This is a genomic window from Sporomusa aerivorans (assembly GCF_041428895.1).
GTDB lineage: Bacteria > Bacillota > Negativicutes > Sporomusales > Sporomusaceae > Sporomusa > Sporomusa aerivorans.
Map to the genome: position 1 here is coordinate 118,397 of NZ_CP156926.1, position 20,064 is coordinate 138,460.

Below are 20,064 nucleotides of genomic sequence, written 5' to 3' on the forward strand. Positions count from 1 at the left end.
CCGCCTGCAAAATTTACTGCATCGTATATAACTAGATATTTCATTGGCAGCTTAAGTATAAATTGGATGGTAATGGAATTCAATCCGCCAAAGGTCACATAACCCTGGTACTTAGGTCCCGAAACGGACAAAATGCCCGGCCATAGCCGGGCATTTTGTCTCTTTTTGATCTACTCGTTGGCAGGTCTGGACGCAACGGTAAGGGTTGTTTTTTCTGCGGCCGTCCCCAGTGAAACCTGACTGCCTTCTGGTACTTCACCCCGGATAATCATTTTACTCAGTTCGGTTTCTACCAGCCGGCTGATTAAACGTTTTAAAGGTCTGGCGCCAAATTGCGGATCATAGCCTTCTTTCGATAACAGCGTGAGCGCATTTTCATCCCATAACAGACTGATATTTAGCTGCTTTTGCAAGCGATGGTTTAAGCTGTTCAGCATAATAGCGGCAATGTCGGCGACCTGTCTGGCCGTTAAGGCGTTAAATACGACAATATCGTCGATACGGTTTAAAAATTCCGGCCGGAAATGAAGCTTGAGGAGATCCAGCACCCGCTCCTTGGCTACAGAAAACTCGTTACTCAGAATATCCTGGGACCCAAGATTGGAAGTCATGATAATTACCGTGTTTTTAAAATCCACAGTACGGCCCTTGCTGTCGGTCAGACGGCCATCATCAAGAATTTGCAGCAAAATATTGAATACATCATTGTGGGCCTTTTCCACCTCGTCCAGCAGAATAACGCTATACGGACGGCGGCGGACGGCTTCGGTAAGCTGGCCACCCTCATCGTAGCCGACATAACCGGGCGGTGCGCCAATAAGACGGGCAACGGCATGCTTCTCCATGTATTCGCTCATATCCAGGCGGATCATACTGCGCTCATCGTCAAACAATACTTCGGCCAGCGTTTTGGCCAGCTCGGTTTTACCAACACCGGTCGGGCCCAGGAAGATGAAGGAGCCAATGGGCCGGTTGGGATCCTTGATCCCGGCACGGGCACGGATAATGGCTTCGCTGATGGCGGTAACAGCTGCGTCCTGCCCGATGACACGTTGATGAAGAACCGATTCGAGATGGATTAGTTTTTCCCGCTCGCCGGCCATGAGTTTAGTTACGGGAACACCTGTCCAGCGACTGACCACTTTGGCGATGTCGTCTTCATCCACTTCTTCTTTCAGCATGGATTTATGAGAACGGTTATTGGTGAGTTGTTCTTCCTCGTGTTTCAGTTGCTTTTCCAATTCGGGCAGCCGGCCATACTTAAGTTCGGCCAGCCTGTTTAAGTCATAAGCCCGTTCGGCTGCTTCCATCTGTGTGCGTGCGGTTTCGATTTCCCCTTTTAAGTCCCGCAGACGGACGATAGCCTGTTTTTCCAGTTGCCACTGTGCTTTTAGGGCATCGGCCTGTTCCTTAAGACCGGCCAGTTCGTGACGAATGCGCTCCAGTTTATCTTTGGAGGAAAGGTCGGCTTCTTTTTTGAGCGCCTGCTCCTCTATTTCAAACTGCATGATACGCCGTGATGCTTCATCAAGCTCGCTGGGCATGGAGTCGATTTCGGTGCGCAATTTTGCCGCAGCTTCATCAACAAGGTCGATAGCCTTGTCGGGGAGAAACCTGTCGGCAATATAACGGTCTGACAGGACGGCCGCCGCTACCAGCGCGGCGTCTTTGATTTTTACACCATGGTGAATTTCATAGCGCTCTCTCAAACCACGCAGGATGGAAATAGTATCTTCGGCGCTTGGCTGGTCTACCATAATTGGCTGGAACCGTCGTTCCAGTGCTGCGTCCTTTTCAATATGTTTGCGATATTCGTTAAGCGTTGTGGCGCCAATACACCTAAGCTCGCCGCGGGCCAGCATAGGTTTCAGGATATTGCCGGCGTCCATTGCCCCTTCGGCGGCGCCGGCCCCGACGACGGTGTGCAGCTCGTCAATAAATAGGACGATTTTTCCCTCGGATTTGGCTATTTCGGCCAGCACTGTTTTGAGTCGTTCCTCAAACTCGCCCCGGAATTTTGCTCCGGCTACCATGGCGCCCAGATCGAGTGAGAACACGGTTTTGTTTTTCAGACCTTCCGGCACATCACCGGCGATAATGCGGCGGGCTAAGCCTTCTACAATCGCCGTTTTACCGACACCTGGCTCGCCAATTAACACCGGGTTGTTTTTGGTACGCCGGGATAAAATTTCAACAACCCGGCGAATTTCTTCATCCCGGCCAATCACGGGATCCAATTTGCCTTGCCGCGCCAGCTCGGTTAAATCACGGCCATACTTATTGAGCGCTTCCAAGTTTTCATCAGGATTATCGGTAGTGATGGACTGGCCTTGCCGAAACTGATTTACAACCTCCAAAATCCGTTTTTTAGTCAAACCAAAATCACGGCAGGCTGCAGTCAGCTCGCTGTCACCGTCTTCGGCGACGGCCATCAGCAGGTGTTCTACGCTGATATATTCATCCTTCATGGATTTGGCCTGGTTTTCGGCTAAGGCCAGGACTCGCATCATGGCAGTATTCATCCTTAAACCGCTTTCCTGACCGCGCACCGAAGGGATAGCTCTTACCAACTGCTCTAATTTGGCGGCTAGCAGACCGGTGTCGATGTGTAGCTGGGTTAAGAGGTAGGCCATGATACCTGTTGCATCTTTCATAAGCGCCAGCGCCAAGTGTTTAGCCGTTAATTCCTGATGATAGTTCAGCGCGGCGATCTGTTGGGCTTCCTGCAGTGCTGCCGCTGCTTTTTGTGTATATTTTTCATTAGACATAATAATTACCTCCTCAAACAGGATAGAGTTAAGCTGACAATATATTTAGCAATATTTACAATTTAATACTAGCAGAAAACTCTTCTTAGTTGGAGTTTGAGAATTGGCGAAAATCAGCGATTTTAGGCTTTGCAGACTGATTTTTGCCAAAAGGGAATGCCGGACGCAAATGATCTAACTTTTTCTGACTTTTTGACCTTAATTGACCTTATGTTTCTCTAAAGGATTGACAAAAATATTACGATATAATTTTACAGGCTATGTTACAGGAAGCTGGTGTGGAAGGTTGGAAGATATGTATAGTGTTGTTTGGGGAGCAACTGTCATATTGTTAGGCCTGATTATTCTCTGCCTTGCCGCTAAGATTGGCAAGTATAAAGAGACTGAGCGGCTGCTGATCAAGCAGAATGAGGAACTTACGGCCATTCATCAGGAGTTGGCGGCGCAAGAGGAAGAACTGAGGCAGAATTTTAATGAATTATATTTGAATGAAGAGCGAATACGGCAACATGAGGAGATGTACCGGTTAGTGACCGAGGGTTCCAATGATGGACTGTGGGTGTGGGATGTTGCCAGCGATACCCAGACTTTGTCGGAACGGGGGTTGCATTTGCTCGGATTATCCGAACAGGCGGTAAATACCCATGAGAAATGGAAAAAACTCGTGCATCCCGACGATTTGCCGCATTTCGAGGCAGAGCTAGGCAGCCACCTTGATGGCAAGGAGCCGCTGTTTCGGGTCGAGTACCGGGTGAAAGCGCCTGAGGGGGGATATCGCTGGATTTTATCCCGCGGCAAGGCTTTGTTTGACAGTAATGGCCACCCTGTCCGGATGGCTGGCTCGTATACGGATATTACAGACCGCAAATTCAAAGAAGAGAAGATTAAGCATATGGCTTATTACGATACTCTTACCGGCCTGGCTAACCGGGAGCTTTTAACAGAAACGGTTTGCGCGGCGTTAGACAGGGCACGGGAAAAGGGCTCACAGGGAGCTTTTCTGTTTATTGATATCGATAATTTTAAACTGATCAATGATACGTATGGTCACTCCTGGGGTGATCAGCTGTTGGTAAACATCAGCCGTCAACTGGCGGCATTGGTTGCAGATGCCGGTATGGCCGCCAGGCTGGGCGGCGATGAAATCATTATCTTTTTGCCCGACATTAGCGGTAGCGATGAGGTTGCCACTTATGCCGATAAAGTTATGCAGTTGCTGGAGAAGCCTATTATCGTGAATGAGCATGTTTTTCATATTACCGCCAGCGCCGGTATTGCCCTATACCCGGAACATGGCGATTCCCTTGGCAAGCTTCTGCGCAATGCCGATACGGCGATGTATTCTGCCAAAAATTCCGGCAAGCGCGGCTATATGATTTTCAACGATGCCATGCATGACGCTGTTGCGGAGAAGACACAACTGGTGTCCCGGCTGCGGCAAGCTCTTAAAAATCAGGAACTCAAAGTATATTACCAACCGCAGTTTGACATGAAAACAGATAGCATTGAGGGCTTTGAAGCGTTGCTGCGTTGGGAAAGTCCTGAATACGGCATGATGTCGCCGCTGAAATTTATTCCTTTGGCGGAGGAAACCGGCCTGATTGTAGAAATTGGCCGCTGGGTGCTGGCGCAGGCGTGTGCGTTCAGTCAGGATCTGTACAAGAGCGGACAAAGGCGATTGTGGGTAGCTGTTAATATCTCGGTTGTGCAACTGATTCAGGAAGGCTTTGTGCAAAGTGTGGCGGATGTCCTGGCGGAAACGGGGTTATCGCCGGAATATCTTGAATTGGAGATTACCGAGAGCGTTTTAATGGAACAACTGGCCGATAATGTCCGTAAGCTGGCAGAACTGCGTGCCATGGGAATACGGATTGCGCTGGACGATTTCGGTACAGGCTACTCTTCGCTGACATATCTAAAAAAACTTCCGATTACGGCTGTGAAAATGGACAAGGCTTTTATTGATGATATTGCTGCCGGTGGCATTGATGCTGCTGTAACAGGCACAATCATCGAACTGTCTCATCAAATGGGCCTGTCGGTTGTGGCCGAAGGCGTGGAGACCGAGACTCAGTTCGCCTTTCTAAAACAAAAGCTGTGCGATACCATTCAGGGCTATCTTATTAGTTGGCCGCTGCCGCCGGAAGAATTTCAGAACCTGATAGAGACCGGTAATAAGCGCTTGGACGGCAGCAAGCAGGATATACAGAATACATACCCTGCAGTATGAGAGTAATTATAGCAGACCGCATATACTACATCAGAAGCAAGGCAAGGGAGCCAATGCATAAGCAATGGCTTCCTCTTTTTTTCGTAAATAAAAGGAGGTAATACCATGAAGGGGCAAGAGTATGCTATCGCCAATGATCACGTTTGGCTTTACCTGCTGTACGAGGCTCAACTGGCCGAACAGGAAGGCTTGGCGGAACAAGCCTGGCAATATGTTACCGAATTTAGTCCTGATTATAGACCAGAATAACCATAAGACTGTTTTTCCGGATTGTAATATGCTAAAATTATAATAATCCGGAGGTTTGCGTCTATATTTCTATACAAAGACTGAAGGTGACAGCGCCAGTACGCTGCGGTGTTTGTCAATGGAAAGGACACGAATTCTATGGAATTCGTGTTTATTTTTGGGTAGGGGTGATACTATGAAAAATGTATTAACAATTGCCGGCTCAGACTCAAGCGGTGGCGCTGGCATACAGGCCGATCTCAAAGCGTTTGCCGCCCATGGCGTGTTTGGCATGAGTGTGATAACTGCTGTTACTGCCCAGAATACGCAGGGAGTGTTTGCGGTACAGGATATTACGCCCGAAGTTATCGCCAAGCAAATTGAAGCCATTTTTGAGGATATTGATGTAGCCGCAGTCAAAATCGGTATGGTGTCCCAGATCGAAACCGCTGTGACAATTGCCGAAGGGCTGAAAAAATATAATGCAAAAAAAATAGTTGTTGATCCGGTGATGGTTTCTAAAAGCGGTTTCCATCTGCTCAACCCGGCGGCAGAGGCAACGCTGGTGCGGGAATTGCTGCCGCTGGCCACCATTCTGACTCCGAACATTCCTGAAGCCGAGGTCATTACCGGCAGAACCATTGTCACACTATCGGACATGGAAGACGCCGCCCGCGACATTCTAGCCCTCGGTTGTAAGAATGTACTGATGAAAGGCGGACACCTGGAAGGCGATTCAACCGACATTCTGTTTGACGGTGACAACTTTACCTATTTTCCGTCTCCGCGAATTGCAACAAAGAACACACATGGTACAGGCTGTACTCTTTCGTCGGCTATTGCCGCCAGTTTAGGCCGGGGAATGTCTGTTGCCGAAGCGGTTGCGGCGGCTAAGGAGTACATCACGGTGGCCATCGAACATGCGCTGACAATCGGCCGGGGAGTAGGCCCTACCCATCATTTTTATTCTTTATATAAAAAGGCCGGGATGCTGGCAGACGGGTAAGTTTTATATATGTTTACGGGACAGCGGGCTGCGGAAGGCTGGGGAAAGCGGCGGTGTAACTTCTGTCATAAGTTCTTTTTGCGTTTCCAGATCGCTTGGTATTATGTCGGCTTTGGCCGGCGCCGGCGAAGCGGGCGGGACTTTCGGGGGCGGCGGCGTTATGCCTTCCGGCGGCGGACCGAAGCAGGAATTGCAAGGCCGCCCGAGTAACTGGCGCAGCGCCTCAAGAATAATGATGGTTTCAGCCGTGCGGCAGGCGGGATCGTCAATTGAGCAGCAATTCTCCAGGAGTCTGAAGATGTCGACAGGGGCGCAGGTGACCGCCAAAAACTGAGTGGTGAACGCAATCTTGCAGCATAAGAGCTCAAGTAAAAGATCAATCAGGGTGCCGGCACGGTCATAACGGATAACTGACCGTTCAAATATTTCAAAAGGCACGCCAGGGGTACGCTGTATCTCTTCGGCGGCACCGACAAGCAGCCGGTAAGAGCTGACTAAAGAGGTAAAGTTGGGTATAACAGCATTAATATCGCCTAACAGCGTATTAATAATTGTTATGCTGTCCGTTGTAGCCATACTCATTCCCCCCTTTCAGACTACTAGTATATGCCGTATGCAGCCAGATGGATATTACACTAACGCTCTTTCCAGAAAATAAATCATATAGCAGTAACGCTGCTTCTGGTAGTAGTTAATTGTATTTGGGCAGGATGTTTCCTTTTAGCCGAAGACTGACCTTCAGATGGGGTAACCCCCCTGAAACTAAGTCTACTTTATTGGTTAATGGACTATACTAAAGATATTTTAGGGAAATAACTAACTATAACTGCAGGCAGTAGATACGTGACACAAGCCGCTAAAGGGAGGCGCATATGCAGCACGGACCTTCGATTTTCTCAGTATTGTTTCTTCTTCTTATCCTGGCAGGCATAACCTGGCTGGGTGGACGAATTCTGTCCAAATGGCATGTTATATACGCCGGCCAAAAGGCAAAGTGTATATATTGGGGGGCCACGCTATTGGCCCTGGGGATTCTCATTTTCAGCCGCTGGCTGCGTCCGGCCGGCGGTTTCCCCGGAGAGTGGTTCCGCTATCTTATATATTTCTCCTATATATGGCTGGTCGGACTTGTGTTTATGCTGGTAGTACTCTTGGCCGGGTATATTGTCAGAAAGCTGATGCGAAAACTACAGACACCGGCAGCGGAACTTGCGCAAGTTCCGGCCGGGCAGGACGCAGCACAAGGGGTTACGCGCCGGCAATTTTTACAGGGTGCCCTGGCCGCAGTACCGGCAATTCCATTCGCGATCAGTACTTATGGGGTGATTGGCGGCGATAGGTACATTACAACCAACCGGTACCGGTTGAGTTTCCCGCAATTGCCTAAAGAACTAGAGGAATTTAGGATCGCGCAAATCAGTGATACCCATATCGGACCTTTTTTTGGTATGGATAAACTGGATAAAGTACTTACTGTAATTAAGCAGGAAAAGCCGCACCTGCTGGTGATTACCGGCGACCTTGTTGACGATCTGGATTTGCTGGCTCCCACTATGGAGCGGCTTACCGCTTTTCAGTCCGAACTGCCTTACGGGATATTCTATTGCTGGGGCAATCATGAGTATTTTCGGGATATTGGCCGTATCCGCAAGGCGCTATACAATAGTCCTATTACTGTTTTGGAAAATAGCAACAAGGCGGTTGCCGGCAAACTGTATCTTGCCGGTGTTGACTATCCCTGGAGCAAGAACCGGGCAGAGCAGGAAGACGTCCGGCGACGCTATTTCTCCCAGGCGGCGGCGGGAATTCCCGCAGATGCATTTCCTGTTCTCTTAGCGCATCATCCCGATTTTTTTGATAATGCGTTTAGCGGCGGTGTGCCGTTAACGCTCGCCGGGCACACGCATGGCGGCCAGGTGAATATCTTCGGAAAATCATTGCTGCCTGTTGAGTATAAATATATGCGGGGCTTGTACCGGCAAGGGGACTTTTATGGGTATGTCAGTGTAGGCACAGGCCATTGGCTGCCGCTTAGGATTGGTTGTCCGGCCGAGATTAGTGTGTTTACGTTAACAGGTGGTTTGCGATGAACCAGGTATCGGACATAATCGTTCCCAACCTGAATATCCTGTTTATCGGCTATAATCCTGGAGCAAGGTCGGCGGAAACAGGCCACCACTTTGCCGGTTATTCCAATAAGTTTTGGAAGCTCTTAGCGGCAGCTGGCTTAACGCCGTACCAGTTTAAACCTGAAGAAGACAAAAAACTCCTTAGTTTGGGTTTGGGAATCACCAATATCGTGGCCCGCCCCAGCCGGGCAGCGGCGGAGATAACGAAGGAAGAGTATGCTGCCGGACGCGAGATTCTTAAAGGCAAGCTCCGGCAGTATAAACCGAAGATTGCCTGCTTCGCCGGTGTGGGCGTATATAAAGAGTTCGCCGGCAGGCCGGATATTAAGTGCGGACAGCAGGCGCAAAGAGCAGTTGCCGGTATTGTTGACTTTGTTGTACCGTCGCCCAGCGGTCTGACCAGGATACTGTTTGCGGATCAACTGGTGTTCTACCATCAATTAGCCCGGCTTCTGGAAAAAGGATATAATAAAATGTATACCGAGAAAGAATAAAATGTTAAAATTCTTTCAATAATCTTTGATAAAAGGACATAGGCGGCGTTTGCTGGCGCAAGCGCCTGTATTTTTATTTGTTTTGGCAGGCCAACAAGTTTGGAAGACTGGATGAAAGTATGTATAATAATAAAGGATTATGCATAAGAGAGAGGGGTACATACTATGTCCAAAAAGTGGATTGCTTTTGCTAGTCTGGCGCTGTTTGCTCTAACTGTGGCTCTTGCCGGCTGCGGCGGCAGTCAGCAGGCCCAGCCGGCAGCTGCCAAGGTTCTTAAGGTCGGGGCTGAGGCTACTTTCCCGCCATTTGAGTTTCAGGATGATCAAAATAAAGACTATGTGGGCTTTGATGTAGATCTCATGAAAGCTATCGGCAAACAAATGGGAATGGAAGTACAGGTGGCTAATACGGCTTTTGACGGTTTGATTCCGGCGCTTGAAGGCGGCCAAATTGACGTGATTGCGTCGGCTATGTCCATTACTGATGAGCGAGCCAAGAAAGTTAATTTTTCCAAGCCCTATTACAAATCCGGTTTATCCATTATAGTGAAAGCTGATAATACCGCTGTTAAAAACTTTAAAGATCTGGAAGGCAAACGGATTGCCGTGCAGATCGGCACAACCGGTGCAGAAGAAGCCAAAAAGATCAAGGATGCCAAAGTGCGTGAGTTTAACAGTGCCTCGGAAGCTTTTCTGGAGCTCAAAGCCGGTGGTGCTGATGCCGTTGTAAATGACCTGCCGGTAAATGAATATTATCTGGCAAAAGGCGGCAATAAGGATGCAAAACTGGTCGGTGAAGTGCTGAATGCCGAAGAATACGGGATTGCAGTGGCTAAGAAAAATACCGAACTGGCAGGAAAAATCAATAAAGCGCTTGATGAACTGAAACAAAATGGCGAATATGCCAAAATCTACGAAAAGTGGTTTGGCAAAAAGCCTCAATAAAGTAAACTTAGCTTCAGGTGAGGGTTTAACTCCGGCTGAAGGTTAGTTACAGGATATGATATTGTAGCCGTAACAGCGGACTTCGCTGCTGCGGCTTTTTACTTTTTTTAAGAAGGTTTGCCGGCAAGGGGTGTCCAATAATACTAGTATTATGATTCGTGATTAAATCCAAAGGGAGATGAAGCTTCATGAAAAAGATCGTATTAGGCGGTCGGGCGATTATTACCGGTCAGGGTTCCATTGCTGAACTGGCCGGTATTCAGGCCGGCCGGGCTTTTATAGTCACTGGCGGCAAAGCTATGCAAACCAGCGGCGTAATTGACAGGATAGAGGCCCTCTTACAGGGTGCCGGCTGTACGACTCAGGTATATGGCGGCATTGGTAAAAATCCGGATACCCAGGCAGTACTGGACGGCCTGCAAAGCATGCGAAAGTTCGGTCCAGATCTGTTAGTGGCTGTTGGCGGTGGTTCGCCCATTGACGCCGCCAAAGTAATGGCCTTATTTTATGATTATCCCGAGCTTGATTTTGCCAAGGCGCAGGCAGGTGACCTGCCTGCTGTCCGTAAGAATCTGCAGTTTGTCGCTATTCCCTCAACTTCAGGCACTGGCGCTGAGGTAACGAAAGCAGCCGTCATTACTTTTCGGGAACAAAATCTCAAAATTGGCTTAAAGACGCCGGCGTTCATTCCTGATTTAGCCATCCTGGATGCCGATATCACTATGACCATGCCCGGCCATGTTGTGGCCGAGACCGGAATGGATGCGCTTACCCATGCTGTCGAGTGCTACATTAACAGTAGCCGGGATGATTTCAGCGAGGTATTGGCCAAAGGAGCGGTGGCCGGATTATTTTCCTGGCTGCCGGTATCTTATCAGGACAAAACGGTTGAAAGCCGGGAAAAGGTCCATCACTATCAGTGTCTGGCCGGGTTGGCTTTTGATAATACCGGACTGGGTATGGCGCATGGCATTGCTCATGCTCTGGGCGGCAAACTTGATTTGGGGCATGGACTGCTGAACGCCATTGCTCTGCCTTATGTCTTGGAATTCAACGCCCGCTCTATGGAGGTAGCCAGCCGGCTGGATGAACTGGCCCGCATTATTGGCCGCAGGGACTGCCAGGACTTTATTGCTGCCGTGAAGGAACTTAACCGGACATTAGCTGTTCCGGCCGGGCTGGAGCAGGCCGGCGTCAATCGTGAGGCCTTCAGTGAGGGATTTGCCGAGCTGGTGGAAAACTGCCTTAAAGGTTCAACCCGGGTAAATCCGGTACCGGTATTTAAAGAGGAAATGGCAGAAATACTCTGGTATTTATACGAAGGTGTATAATTTTACCAATAAATCAATTAATCCGGAAGGAAAGCTTTTTGCCGGCGGCGAATTATACAGCAACCCTTGGAAATCGATGCAAGTTGGGAAAGACAGGGATGAATCATGGACGATCTATACCGTCAGAACAACTATCTTACAGCCCTGCACGACACGGCGCTGGCACTTATGAATAATCTGGACAGCAAGGAATTACTGAAAAGCATGGTGGTAAAGGCCGGCGAACTTGTTGGTACTGAGCACGGCTTTATTGCGCTTTTTGATGAAGCTGACGGAAATTTTAAACTGCAAGTGGCCATTGGCTTCTATGCCCGTCACAGTGGGCTGGAAATTGTTCCTGGCCTGGGTGTAGTCGGACAGGTCATTAGTCTTGGTGAAACCTGTATTGTCAATGATTATGCAAATTGGCCCGGCCGTTATCCGGACGTTGAATATAACTCTGTGAACGCAGTTATCGGCATGCCGCTTAAGGCACAGGGGCAGTTGGCCGGGATTATCGGCCTGGCTTATCTGGAAGCCAGGCTGTTTACCCAGGAGGAAGTAATCGTACTCAGCCGTTTTGCCGATCTGGCATCGATTGCTCTGATCAATGCCAGGCTTTATACCGCCCTGCAACAGGAATTGGCTGAACGCAGGCAATTTGAAAAAAAACTCGAATATATAAGTTATCATGATGCGCTCACCGGTTTGTGCAACCGGGCGCTTTTTAAGCGGGAGATGTCCCGGCTGGAGGCGGCGAAGCCGAAGCCGATAGGTATTGTGCTTTGTGATGTTGACGGCCTTAAGCTTATCAATGATACGTTAGGGCATGAGCAGGGCGACTCTTTGCTTAATGCGGCAGCCGATATCATTAAGGGCCACGTGCGCGCTGATGATATTGTCGCCCGTATTGGCGGCGACGAGTTCGCAATCCTGCTGCCTAAGGCAGACTGTTATCTATTGGAAGATGTTTGCGCGCGGATCCGTTATGCCGTAGATAAATATAATGCCGCTCACCTGGAATTGCCGCTCAGCATGTCTATCGGTTTTGCCGCCAGCGGCGCCGATGACGGTGAACTTGTAAGCATGAATGAATTGTTCCGGGAAGCTGACGATAACATGTATCGGGAAAAACTGCACCGGAGCCGCAGCAGCCGCAGCGCTATCGTCAAAGCACTGCTGAAGGCGCTGGAAATACGCGATTTTATCACTGAGGGACATGGCGACAGAATGCAGTTTCTGGCTGCTAATGTAGCAGCTGTGCTTATGTTATCGGAACGACGAACCGCCGATATCAAACTGCTGGCGCAATTCCATGATATCGGCAAAGTGGGAATCCCCGACCGGATACTGTTTAAGCCGGATCAGCTGACGCTGAAGGAACAGGTTGAAATGCAACGGCATGCTGAAATCGGTTACCGGATTGCCCAATCGGTTTCCGATCTTATTCCAATTGCCGACTTTATCCTCAAGCACCACGAATGGTGGAACGGGAATGGCTATCCAATCGGTCTGACAGGCGAGGAAATCCCGCTTGAGTGCCGGATTATTGCCATTGTTGACGCATATGATGCCATGACCAGTGACCGTCCGTATCGCAAAGCCATGCCGGCCGAGGCGGCTGTCGACGAACTGAAACGACGGGCAGGCAGTCAGTTTGACCCCGGGCTTGTCGCCCTTTTCTGTGAGCTGTTAAGCCAAAACCTAGAGGAGAGAGTCATATGAGACTTAGTTTTTTGCTGGGACGGGCCGGGTACGGCAAGACCTGGCGATGTTTTAACGACATACTGGAACGGCTGGCCGAATCGCCTGATGGCCGGCCGCTTATTTTTATAGTGCCGGAACAGGCAACCTATGAGGTTGAGCGGGCTTTGGCCGCAGCCAGTCCGGCGGGCGGTTTTGTCAGGGCTCATGTGCTTGGTTTTCGCCGGTTAGCCCACCGGGTGCTGAATGAAACAGGCGGCGCCGCCAGGCCTCATATTTCGGAATTGGGCAAACGCATGGTTTTTAGTAGGCTGTTGATGGAAAACAGGGATAAACTCAAATTGCTGGCCCGGGCTGCGTCGGAAAAAAAGTTTGCCGCTACGGTAGAAGGGCTGGTAAAAGAGTTTAAGGCCTACGGGATTAGGCCTGATATGCTGACGGCAACGGCTGGCCGGGAGGAATGTCAGGGCAGCCAGGCGCTGGCCGGAAAAATGCATGATTTGGCGATTCTTTTTCAGGGATTTGAGGATTTTCTCGCCGGACGGTACATTGATCCGGAAGATTATCTGGCCTTGCTGGCGGAAAAGATTCCGGAGTCTTCTTTGCTCAGGCAGGCGGAAGTTTGGGTTGACGGTTTCAGTTGGTTTACGCCACAGGAATATGCCGTACTGACAGCTGTTTTGCAAACGGCGCAGTCTGTTACCGTCACGCTTTGTCTTGATAGCCCGGATAACCCGCTGCATGCCCGGGAGGAGACCCTGTTTCACCGCCAGTGGGAAACGTATCATAAGCTGAAGAAGCTGGCTGCGGAACTTGAAGCTGAAATTGAGCAACTGGAGCTCATAACGGCCCAGCGGTTCAGACAACCGGTACTGGGGGAGATTGAGCGTAATTTCTTTGGCGGTCGAATTGCTGCAGGCCCTGCCGCCGGGGAAGATTTTACGCTGGCTGAGGCAGCCAACCGCCGGACGGAGATAGAGGCTATTGCCTGTGAGATTATCAGACTGAGCCGTCAGGAGGGACTGCGTTGGCGGGATATGGCCATTCTTATCCGGGATATGGATAGTTATGCCGATTTAACCGCTACCATCCTGGCCGACTACCGGATTCCCTTTTTTCGGGACAACAGCAGGCCGGCTATTCACCATCCGTTGGCTGAACTGGTACGATCGGCGCTGGATATAATTCTGGAGAAATGGAGCTATGAGCCTGTTTTTCGTTGTCTAAAAACCGATTTACTGCCTGTGTCCCGGGATGATGTGGACATTCTGGAGAATTATTGTCTGGAATTTGGCATCCGGGGATCGCGGTGGACAAACCCTGAGGATTGGCAGTTCCGCCGGCGGTATTCGCTGGCGGAGGATGAGTGGGCCGGGGATGAGCCGGATAGCCGCAAACAGGAATATCTGCAAAAGATTAATACTATTCGCCGGCAGGGAACAGGCGGACTGGTAACGTTGGCTGGCAAACTGACTCCGGCTGTGCGGGAAGGGCTGCCGCCGGTGGCACTGGTTAAGGCTGTCTATGAATTTCTGACAGGCCTGCAGGCCGAAGAAACGCTGGCGGTCTGGGCAGTGGCGGCTGAGAAGGCGGGGGATCTGGAGCAGGCCCGGGAGCATCAGCAAATTTGGCCTAAACTCATAGAGCTATTCGACCAGCTTGTTGATACATTTGGCGACCAGCCACTCACACTGGAGGAATTCGCCGCGATAATTAGTGAAGGTTTGGAAGGCACCACCCTCAGTCTGATTCCGCCAGGTCTTGATTATGTCACAATTGCCGCTTTGGAACGTACCAGGAGATTAAAAATAAAGGCAGCCTTTATTCCCGGAGTCAGTGACGGTGTTTTACCCCAGCGGCGGCGGGAGGAAGGCCTGTTAACCGACAGTGAACGGGAACTATTGAAAAATCTGGGAATTGAGCTGGGCGGCGGAGCTGTTGCCGACGTTTTTGCCGAGCAGTTTTTGGTGTATACGGCTTTTACTCGGGCCAGCCGGCGTCTTTGGGTAAGTTATCCTTTGGCTGACGCCGAGGGGAAGGCGCTGGCGCCATCTGCCGTTATCCGGCGGCTTAAGGAAATAACCGGCGCTAAGCCGGTGGCTTTGCCTATAGAACCGCCGGCCGGACGGGAGACCGAGTATCTTGTCAGGCCGGAGCGGGCATTTGCGGTATTGGCGCGCTCTCTCAGGCTATATAAGGAAACCGGGCAGATTAGTCCGGTCTGGTGGGATGTCTACAATTGGGCCCTTGAGCAGAGCCGCTGGCGAAGCCAGCTGGCAGCAGCGCTGAACGGATTGTTTCATTACAACCAGCCTGGCCGGCTCTCGGCCAGCATGCCGCAGCGGTTATATGCACAGAGCGGTGTGCTGCGGGGCAGCGTAACCCGGTTTGAAGCATTTCGCGCCTGTCCTTTTAAACATTTTGCCCAGTATGGGCTGGGACTTAAAGAGCGGGCTGTGTATCAGCTGCAGGCGCCTGATTTGGGACAGTTTCTGCATGCCGTCCTTAAACAATTTGGCGACACTTTAGCCAAGCGCGGGCAAAACTGGGGGGAGGTTACCCCGCCGGAGATCAACGAGCTGTGCACCAGGATTGTCATTGAACTGGCCCCTAAACTGCAAAATGAGATTCTGCTCAGCAGCAAGCAGCATGAACATTTGGTAACGCGAATTACCCGGCGGGCCATCCGGGCTGCCAACCGTTTGTCCGCCTGGGCCCAGGCCAGTCTGTTCAAGCCGGTGGCGCTGGAGCAGTCCTTTGGACAAGGGGCGGGCAGTTTACCGGCATTAAAACTGGCCTTGCCGGAATCTGTTTTGGAGATAGCCGGCCAGATCGACCGGCTTGATATTGGCCAGTACCAAGGCCAGCGCTATGTACTGGTGATTGACTATAAGTCGGGCGGGGCCTGGCTGGATTTAACCGAGGTTTATTACGGGCTTAAACTGCAGCTGCTAACATACCTACTGGTCGCTGTCAGTACGCAGGCCGGTACGAATGGCTGTCTGCCAGCCGGGGTATTGTATTATTTCCTGAAGAATCCGGTTGTGTCGGGAACTACCCTTAAAACGCCGGAACAAATTGAAAAAAGTATTAACGCCAGGCTTAAAATGCCTGGCTGGCTGCTGGCAGATCCCAATATTGCCGGGTTGCTGGATAAGGATATGAACGGCTGGTCGGATTTTTTCCGGATAGCCCTCGGCAAAAGCGGCTTTTATGAAAGCTGTATGGATAAACTCAAAACCGGCGAAGAGTTTAAGCTGCTGCTCGCACATGTAGAACAGGAGCTTGTGGCTGTGGCTTCGGCTATTTTAAGCGGTGAGACAGCGATCAGGCCCTATCGTTTGGATAAGGCGACTCCCTGCGGCTATTGCATTTTCCGGCCGGTTTGCCAGTTTGACCATAATCTGCCGGAAAACGAATATCTGGTATTGCCTAAAATCGCTGATGAGGATATCATGAATACTCTCCGTCAGCGGAAAGGAGGCGGAAAGTGATGCAATGCTCACCTGAACAACAGGCCGCCATTGAAACCCGCAATCATAATCTTTTAGTGGCGGCAGCGGCCGGGTCCGGCAAGACCTGGGTACTGGTCGAACGCATTATCAGCCGTATTATGGATCCTAAGGAGCGGCTGAGTGTCGACAGTCTCCTTGTTGTTACCTTTACCAACGCCGCCGCTAATGAGATGCGCAGCCGTATTGGCGAGGCACTGAATGCGGCACTTGCCGACCCGGCTCTTACCGACCCGGAATTAAAGCGGCATCTCGAACGTCAGTTGGTGCTTTTAAATGCCGCCAGTATTTCTACCTTGCACGCTTTCTGTCAAAGCCTTGTCCGGCAGTATTTTTATCTCTTGCAAATTGAACCGAATTTCCGGATTGCCAATGACACCGAAATTACGCTTATCAAAAGCGATGTGCTGGAGGTTGTGTTTGAAGACGGCTATACCGGTGCTGATGGCGAGTTTCTAATGCTTATTGAACACTATGGTGATGAAGATGGGGACTATTCCCTGGCCGGTTTGGTACTAAAACTCTACGAATTCTCGCGCAGTCACCCCTGGCCGGAAGCTTGGCTGGACGGTCTATCCGAGGCATTTGAGTTTCCGGCTGACGCCGGGTTTGATGCAACACCCTGGTCGGACTTAGTCCGCGATAAAATTTCCCTGGACTTAGAGGACGCCAGGCAGGCGCTGACCGCACTTATGGCCGAAACCGGCAAGCCGGGCAACCCGGCAGCTTATGGCGCAACGCTGGCTGAGGATATCAATATAATTGACAATCTCCTGCAGGCGGCCAAGCAGTCCTGGACTGCCCTGGCCATCGCGCTGGAAGCAGTCAGCTTCCCCCGGATTGCTTCGGTAGGCAAAGAAGTGGCCAAAGAGATAAAAGACCATTTCCAGGGGCAGCGCAATAAAGCCAAAAAGAAGATAAACGATTCCCGTGCGGCCTATTTTGAACGCAGCGGCGCCGAGCTTGTCGCCGATCTTCGCCAGGTTCAGCCGCTTGTTCAGGCTTTGGTCCAACTGGTCAAAAAATTCGCGGCAGGCTACGCCGCCGCCAAGCAGGCCAAAGGAGTTGTCGATTTTAATGATCTGGAGCATTTTTGTCTGGCCGTATTGCGGGACAAAGCGGCTTCCCCCGAAGAGTCCAAACCTTCGGCCGTGGCGCTGGGGCTAAAAGCAAGATTCAGTGAAATTATGGTCGATGAGTATCAGGACACCAACCGGGTGCAAGAAGAAATAATCCGGCTTGTCGCCAGTGAAACGCAGCCAAACCTATTTATGGTAGGCGATGTCAAACAAAGTATATATCGCTTCCGGCTGGCCGAGCCTGCCTTGTTTATGGAAAAGTACCATAGATACCAGGGGGATAATTTGGCCGGTTGCCGCCGGATTGATTTGAGCCGGAATTTTCGCAGCCGCGCAGGCGTACTCTATGCTGCCAATTTCCTGTTTGGACAGCTTATGAGTGAGCGGACGGCAGAACTTGATTACGGTCAGGCAGAACAACTTAATCCTGGCCCCGATTATCCGGCGACAGAGTTAAGCAGTCTGGCAGGGCCGGTGGAACTCATCATTGTTGACCGGGATAAAGCCGAGGCAGACGGACAGGAGACGGATATGGAAGCCGAAAATCCGCCGGCGGAAGAGGCTGAGCAGAGTGCTGCCGGCAGGACGGACAGCAGTATCGCGCAGGAAGAAGAAATGAGCGCCTTTGAACAGGAGGCCGTGCTCATTGCCCGGCGGATTCAAGGCTTAATGCGCTCCGGCTATCAGGCCTTCGACAAGCAGGCCGGCGGCTACCGGCCGCTCCTGTACCGGGATATTGTAATCTTACTAAGGTCGGTAAAAGGCAAAGCCCAGGCCTTGCAGGATAAATTGCGGCAAGACGGCATTCCCTGTTATGCTGAGTTGGACTCCGGCTATTTTGCCGAAACTGAGATTGCTGTGATGCTGGCCTTGCTGCAAATTATCGACAACCCCTATCAGGATATTCCGTTAGCGGCTGTACTTCGCTCACCGTTTTTGGGTCTCGGCGGCGATGAGCTGGCGCAAATCCGCCTGGCTGAGCGGCAGGAAAATCTGTGGGAGGCGCTTAAGGCGTACAGCCAGAGCGAGAATCCGAACGAAAAAACAGTTCGCTTTATCAATCAGTTGGAAACCTGGCGCAATTTGGCGCGGCGCAAGGGAGTATCTGAACTTATCTGGCGGATATATCACGATACCGGGTACTACGACTATGTCGGCGGCATGCCGGGCGGAGTGCTGCGGCAGGCCAACTTAAGGGCGCTGTATGACCGGGCCCGGCAGTACGAGTCTACGGATTTCCGCGGTCTGTTCCGCTTTTTGCGGTTTGTTGAGCGATTAAAGGAAAAAGATTCGGATTTGTCGGTTGCCAGAGCGTTGGGCGAAAGTGAAGATGTTGTCCGGGTAATGAGTATTCACAAGAGTAAGGGACTTGAATTTCCGGTAGTTATACTTGCAGATGCCGGTAAAAACTTTAACCTGCAGGATACTACCGGCCTGGTACTGTGTCATAAGGAACTGGGAGTGGGTCCGTATATTACTCTGCCGGAGCATAGGTTCCGCTATCCCTCGCCGGCACGCTGGGGAATCATGCACAAGCTTGAACTTGAGACAAAAGCGGAAGAACTTAGAGTCTTGTATGTGGCTCTGACACGGGCCCGGGAAAAACTCATCCTGGTTGGCTCGGCTAAAAAACTCAGGCAAAAATGCACCGCGTGGTGCCGGAATGTGGCTGACCCGGCGCAAAAATTACCGGCTGCTCAGGTGATTAAAGCCAAGAGCTATCTGGACTGGATCGGCATGTCCGTTGCCCGGCACGCGGATGGCGATTGCATCAGGCAGTATGGCGGGGGCGTCGAATCGCCTGTGGCCGAACTGGCCGGCCATCCTTCGGCCTGGGAGGTCAGCATCTATAATGCGGCCGATATCACGATACCGGAGCAGGCTGTACAGGCCGACGATGCACTGCTGGCAGCCGTCCACCGGTTGGAACCGGTTGATGCAGGGACAGATACCAACTGGGTGGAGCCGCTCCTGACCTGGGAGTATGATTGTGCGGCTGCTGTCACTAAGCCGGCTAAACTGTCGGTATCGGAGATTAAAAGCCGGATGGAACTTACTGTAGACGCAGAGGCCGAACCGCTGTTAGGTCAGCCGGTTATCCATACCCGGCCGCGCTTTCTGCAGGCGGCTACCCGGATGACGCCGGTAGAGTACGGGATTATGATGCATACTGTCATGCAGCACATCCGGTTTGACGGTGAAGCTACGCCGGCAGCCATTACCGAGCAAATCCGTTCGCTGGAAGCGCGGCAGATACTGCCTGACGGCCAGGCAAGGGAAACCGATGCCGCCTTAGTTGCCGCTTTTTTATCTTCCGGGCTGGGACAGAGAATAAAAAGCGCACGTGAGGTATGGCGGGAAATGCCCTTTAGTCTGATGCTGCCGGCCGAAAAGTTTTATGCCGATCTTGCCGGCTGCGGGGAACAAATTTTTGTCCAGGGAGTTATTGACTGCCTGTTTGCGGAAGACGACGGCCTGGTGCTCTTAGATTATAAAACCGACCGGGCAGGCAGCACAGAGGAGTTTATTGCCAAATACTCGGTTCAGCTAAGTATGTATGCTGCTGCTGTTGAACGTATTTTGGGGCGTCCGGTCAAGGAACGGTACCTTTATACTTTTGCCCTGGGGCGTGTTATACGGTTGGAAACGCTGGGATAAT

The 20,064-nt window shown here is 51.1% G+C and carries 12 protein-coding genes; 10 read left to right on the plus strand and 2 right to left on the minus strand.

Features of this window, described 5'->3' with window-relative positions:
* Window positions 1-170: 170 nt before the first annotated feature.
* Window positions 171-2,768 (minus strand): ATP-dependent chaperone ClpB, encoded by a 2,598-nt coding sequence (gene clpB / locus SATMO3_RS00485; protein ID WP_371375977.1) that lies wholly within the window; start codon window positions 2,766-2,768, stop codon window positions 171-173.
* A gap of 295 nt (window positions 2,769-3,063) precedes the next feature.
* On the opposite strand from clpB, the gene SATMO3_RS00490 reads away from it, so the two are divergent.
* The 3 genes from SATMO3_RS00490 (at window position 3,064) to thiD (ending at window position 6,232) form a co-directional block, all read left to right on the plus strand.
* Window positions 3,064-4,998 (plus strand): putative bifunctional diguanylate cyclase/phosphodiesterase, encoded by a 1,935-nt coding sequence (locus SATMO3_RS00490; protein WP_371375980.1) that lies wholly within the window; start codon window positions 3,064-3,066, stop codon window positions 4,996-4,998.
* Between the two features lie 105 nt (window positions 4,999-5,103).
* Window positions 5,104-5,247, plus strand: a complete 144-nt coding sequence (locus SATMO3_RS00495) for a hypothetical protein (RefSeq protein WP_371375983.1) — start codon at window positions 5,104-5,106, stop codon at window positions 5,245-5,247.
* Window positions 5,248-5,422: 175 nt separating this feature from the next.
* Window positions 5,423-6,232, plus strand: coding sequence for a bifunctional hydroxymethylpyrimidine kinase/phosphomethylpyrimidine kinase (thiD, locus tag SATMO3_RS00500; protein ID WP_371375986.1), 810 nt, complete (start codon window positions 5,423-5,425; stop codon window positions 6,230-6,232).
* Between the two features lie 3 nt (window positions 6,233-6,235).
* On the opposite strand, the gene SATMO3_RS00505 is transcribed toward thiD, so the two are convergent.
* Window positions 6,236-6,808, minus strand: a complete 573-nt coding sequence (locus SATMO3_RS00505) for a hypothetical protein (protein ID WP_371375989.1) — start codon at window positions 6,806-6,808, stop codon at window positions 6,236-6,238.
* Between the two features lie 296 nt (window positions 6,809-7,104).
* On the opposite strand from SATMO3_RS00505, the gene SATMO3_RS00510 reads away from it, so the two are divergent.
* The 7 genes from SATMO3_RS00510 (at window position 7,105) to addA (ending at window position 20,063) form a co-directional block, all read left to right on the plus strand.
* Window positions 7,105-8,322, plus strand: a complete 1,218-nt coding sequence (locus SATMO3_RS00510; RefSeq protein WP_371375991.1) for a metallophosphoesterase — start codon at window positions 7,105-7,107, stop codon at window positions 8,320-8,322.
* Complete coding sequence (locus SATMO3_RS00515; protein WP_371375994.1) at window positions 8,319-8,855, plus strand: mismatch-specific DNA-glycosylase; 537 nt, start codon at window positions 8,319-8,321, stop codon at window positions 8,853-8,855. The genes SATMO3_RS00510 and SATMO3_RS00515 overlap by 4 nt, the downstream gene beginning before the upstream one ends.
* A 165-nt stretch (window positions 8,856-9,020) precedes the next feature.
* Window positions 9,021-9,800, plus strand: a complete 780-nt coding sequence (locus SATMO3_RS00520; protein WP_371375997.1) for a basic amino acid ABC transporter substrate-binding protein — start codon at window positions 9,021-9,023, stop codon at window positions 9,798-9,800.
* Window positions 9,801-9,988: 188 nt separating this feature from the next.
* On the plus strand, window positions 9,989-11,131 hold the full coding sequence (locus tag SATMO3_RS00525; protein ID WP_371376000.1) for an iron-containing alcohol dehydrogenase: 1,143 nt from the start codon (window positions 9,989-9,991) through the stop codon (window positions 11,129-11,131).
* 105 nt (window positions 11,132-11,236) lie between these two features.
* Window positions 11,237-12,835: an HD domain-containing phosphohydrolase gene (locus SATMO3_RS00530; RefSeq protein ID WP_371376003.1), complete on the plus strand. Its 1,599-nt coding sequence runs from the start codon at window positions 11,237-11,239 to the stop codon at window positions 12,833-12,835.
* Window positions 12,832-16,308 carry a helicase-exonuclease AddAB subunit AddB gene (gene addB / locus SATMO3_RS00535; protein ID WP_371376006.1) on the plus strand — a complete coding sequence of 1,159 codons (3,477 nt, stop codon included), beginning with the start codon at window positions 12,832-12,834 and terminating at the stop codon, window positions 16,306-16,308. Before SATMO3_RS00530 ends, addB begins: the two co-directional genes overlap by 4 nt.
* On the plus strand, window positions 16,308-20,063 hold the full coding sequence (gene addA / locus SATMO3_RS00540) for a helicase-exonuclease AddAB subunit AddA (RefSeq protein ID WP_371376009.1): 3,756 nt from the start codon (window positions 16,308-16,310) through the stop codon (window positions 20,061-20,063). The genes addB and addA overlap by 1 nt, the downstream gene beginning before the upstream one ends.
* The last annotated feature ends 1 nt before the right edge of the window (window position 20,064 follow it).

Excerpts from the sequence above, each read along its gene's own strand:
- clpB (WP_371375977.1), bottom strand. The coding sequence starts at position 2,768 with ATGTCTAATGAAAAATATACACAAAAAGCAGCGGCAGCACTGCAGGAA.
- SATMO3_RS00490 (WP_371375980.1), top strand. The coding sequence starts at position 3,064 with ATGTATAGTGTTGTTTGGGGAGCAACTGTCATATTGTTAGGCCTGATT.
- SATMO3_RS00495 (WP_371375983.1), top strand. The coding sequence starts at position 5,104 with ATGAAGGGGCAAGAGTATGCTATCGCCAATGATCACGTTTGGCTTTAC.
- thiD (WP_371375986.1), top strand. The coding sequence starts at position 5,423 with ATGAAAAATGTATTAACAATTGCCGGCTCAGACTCAAGCGGTGGCGCT.
- SATMO3_RS00505 (WP_371375989.1), bottom strand. The coding sequence starts at position 6,808 with ATGGCTACAACGGACAGCATAACAATTATTAATACGCTGTTAGGCGAT.
- SATMO3_RS00510 (WP_371375991.1), top strand. The coding sequence starts at position 7,105 with ATGCAGCACGGACCTTCGATTTTCTCAGTATTGTTTCTTCTTCTTATC.
- SATMO3_RS00515 (WP_371375994.1), top strand. The coding sequence starts at position 8,319 with ATGAACCAGGTATCGGACATAATCGTTCCCAACCTGAATATCCTGTTT.
- SATMO3_RS00520 (WP_371375997.1), top strand. The coding sequence starts at position 9,021 with ATGTCCAAAAAGTGGATTGCTTTTGCTAGTCTGGCGCTGTTTGCTCTA.
- SATMO3_RS00525 (WP_371376000.1), top strand. The coding sequence starts at position 9,989 with ATGAAAAAGATCGTATTAGGCGGTCGGGCGATTATTACCGGTCAGGGT.
- SATMO3_RS00530 (WP_371376003.1), top strand. The coding sequence starts at position 11,237 with ATGGACGATCTATACCGTCAGAACAACTATCTTACAGCCCTGCACGAC.
- addB (WP_371376006.1), top strand. The coding sequence starts at position 12,832 with ATGAGACTTAGTTTTTTGCTGGGACGGGCCGGGTACGGCAAGACCTGG.
- addA (WP_371376009.1), top strand. The coding sequence starts at position 16,308 with ATGCAATGCTCACCTGAACAACAGGCCGCCATTGAAACCCGCAATCAT.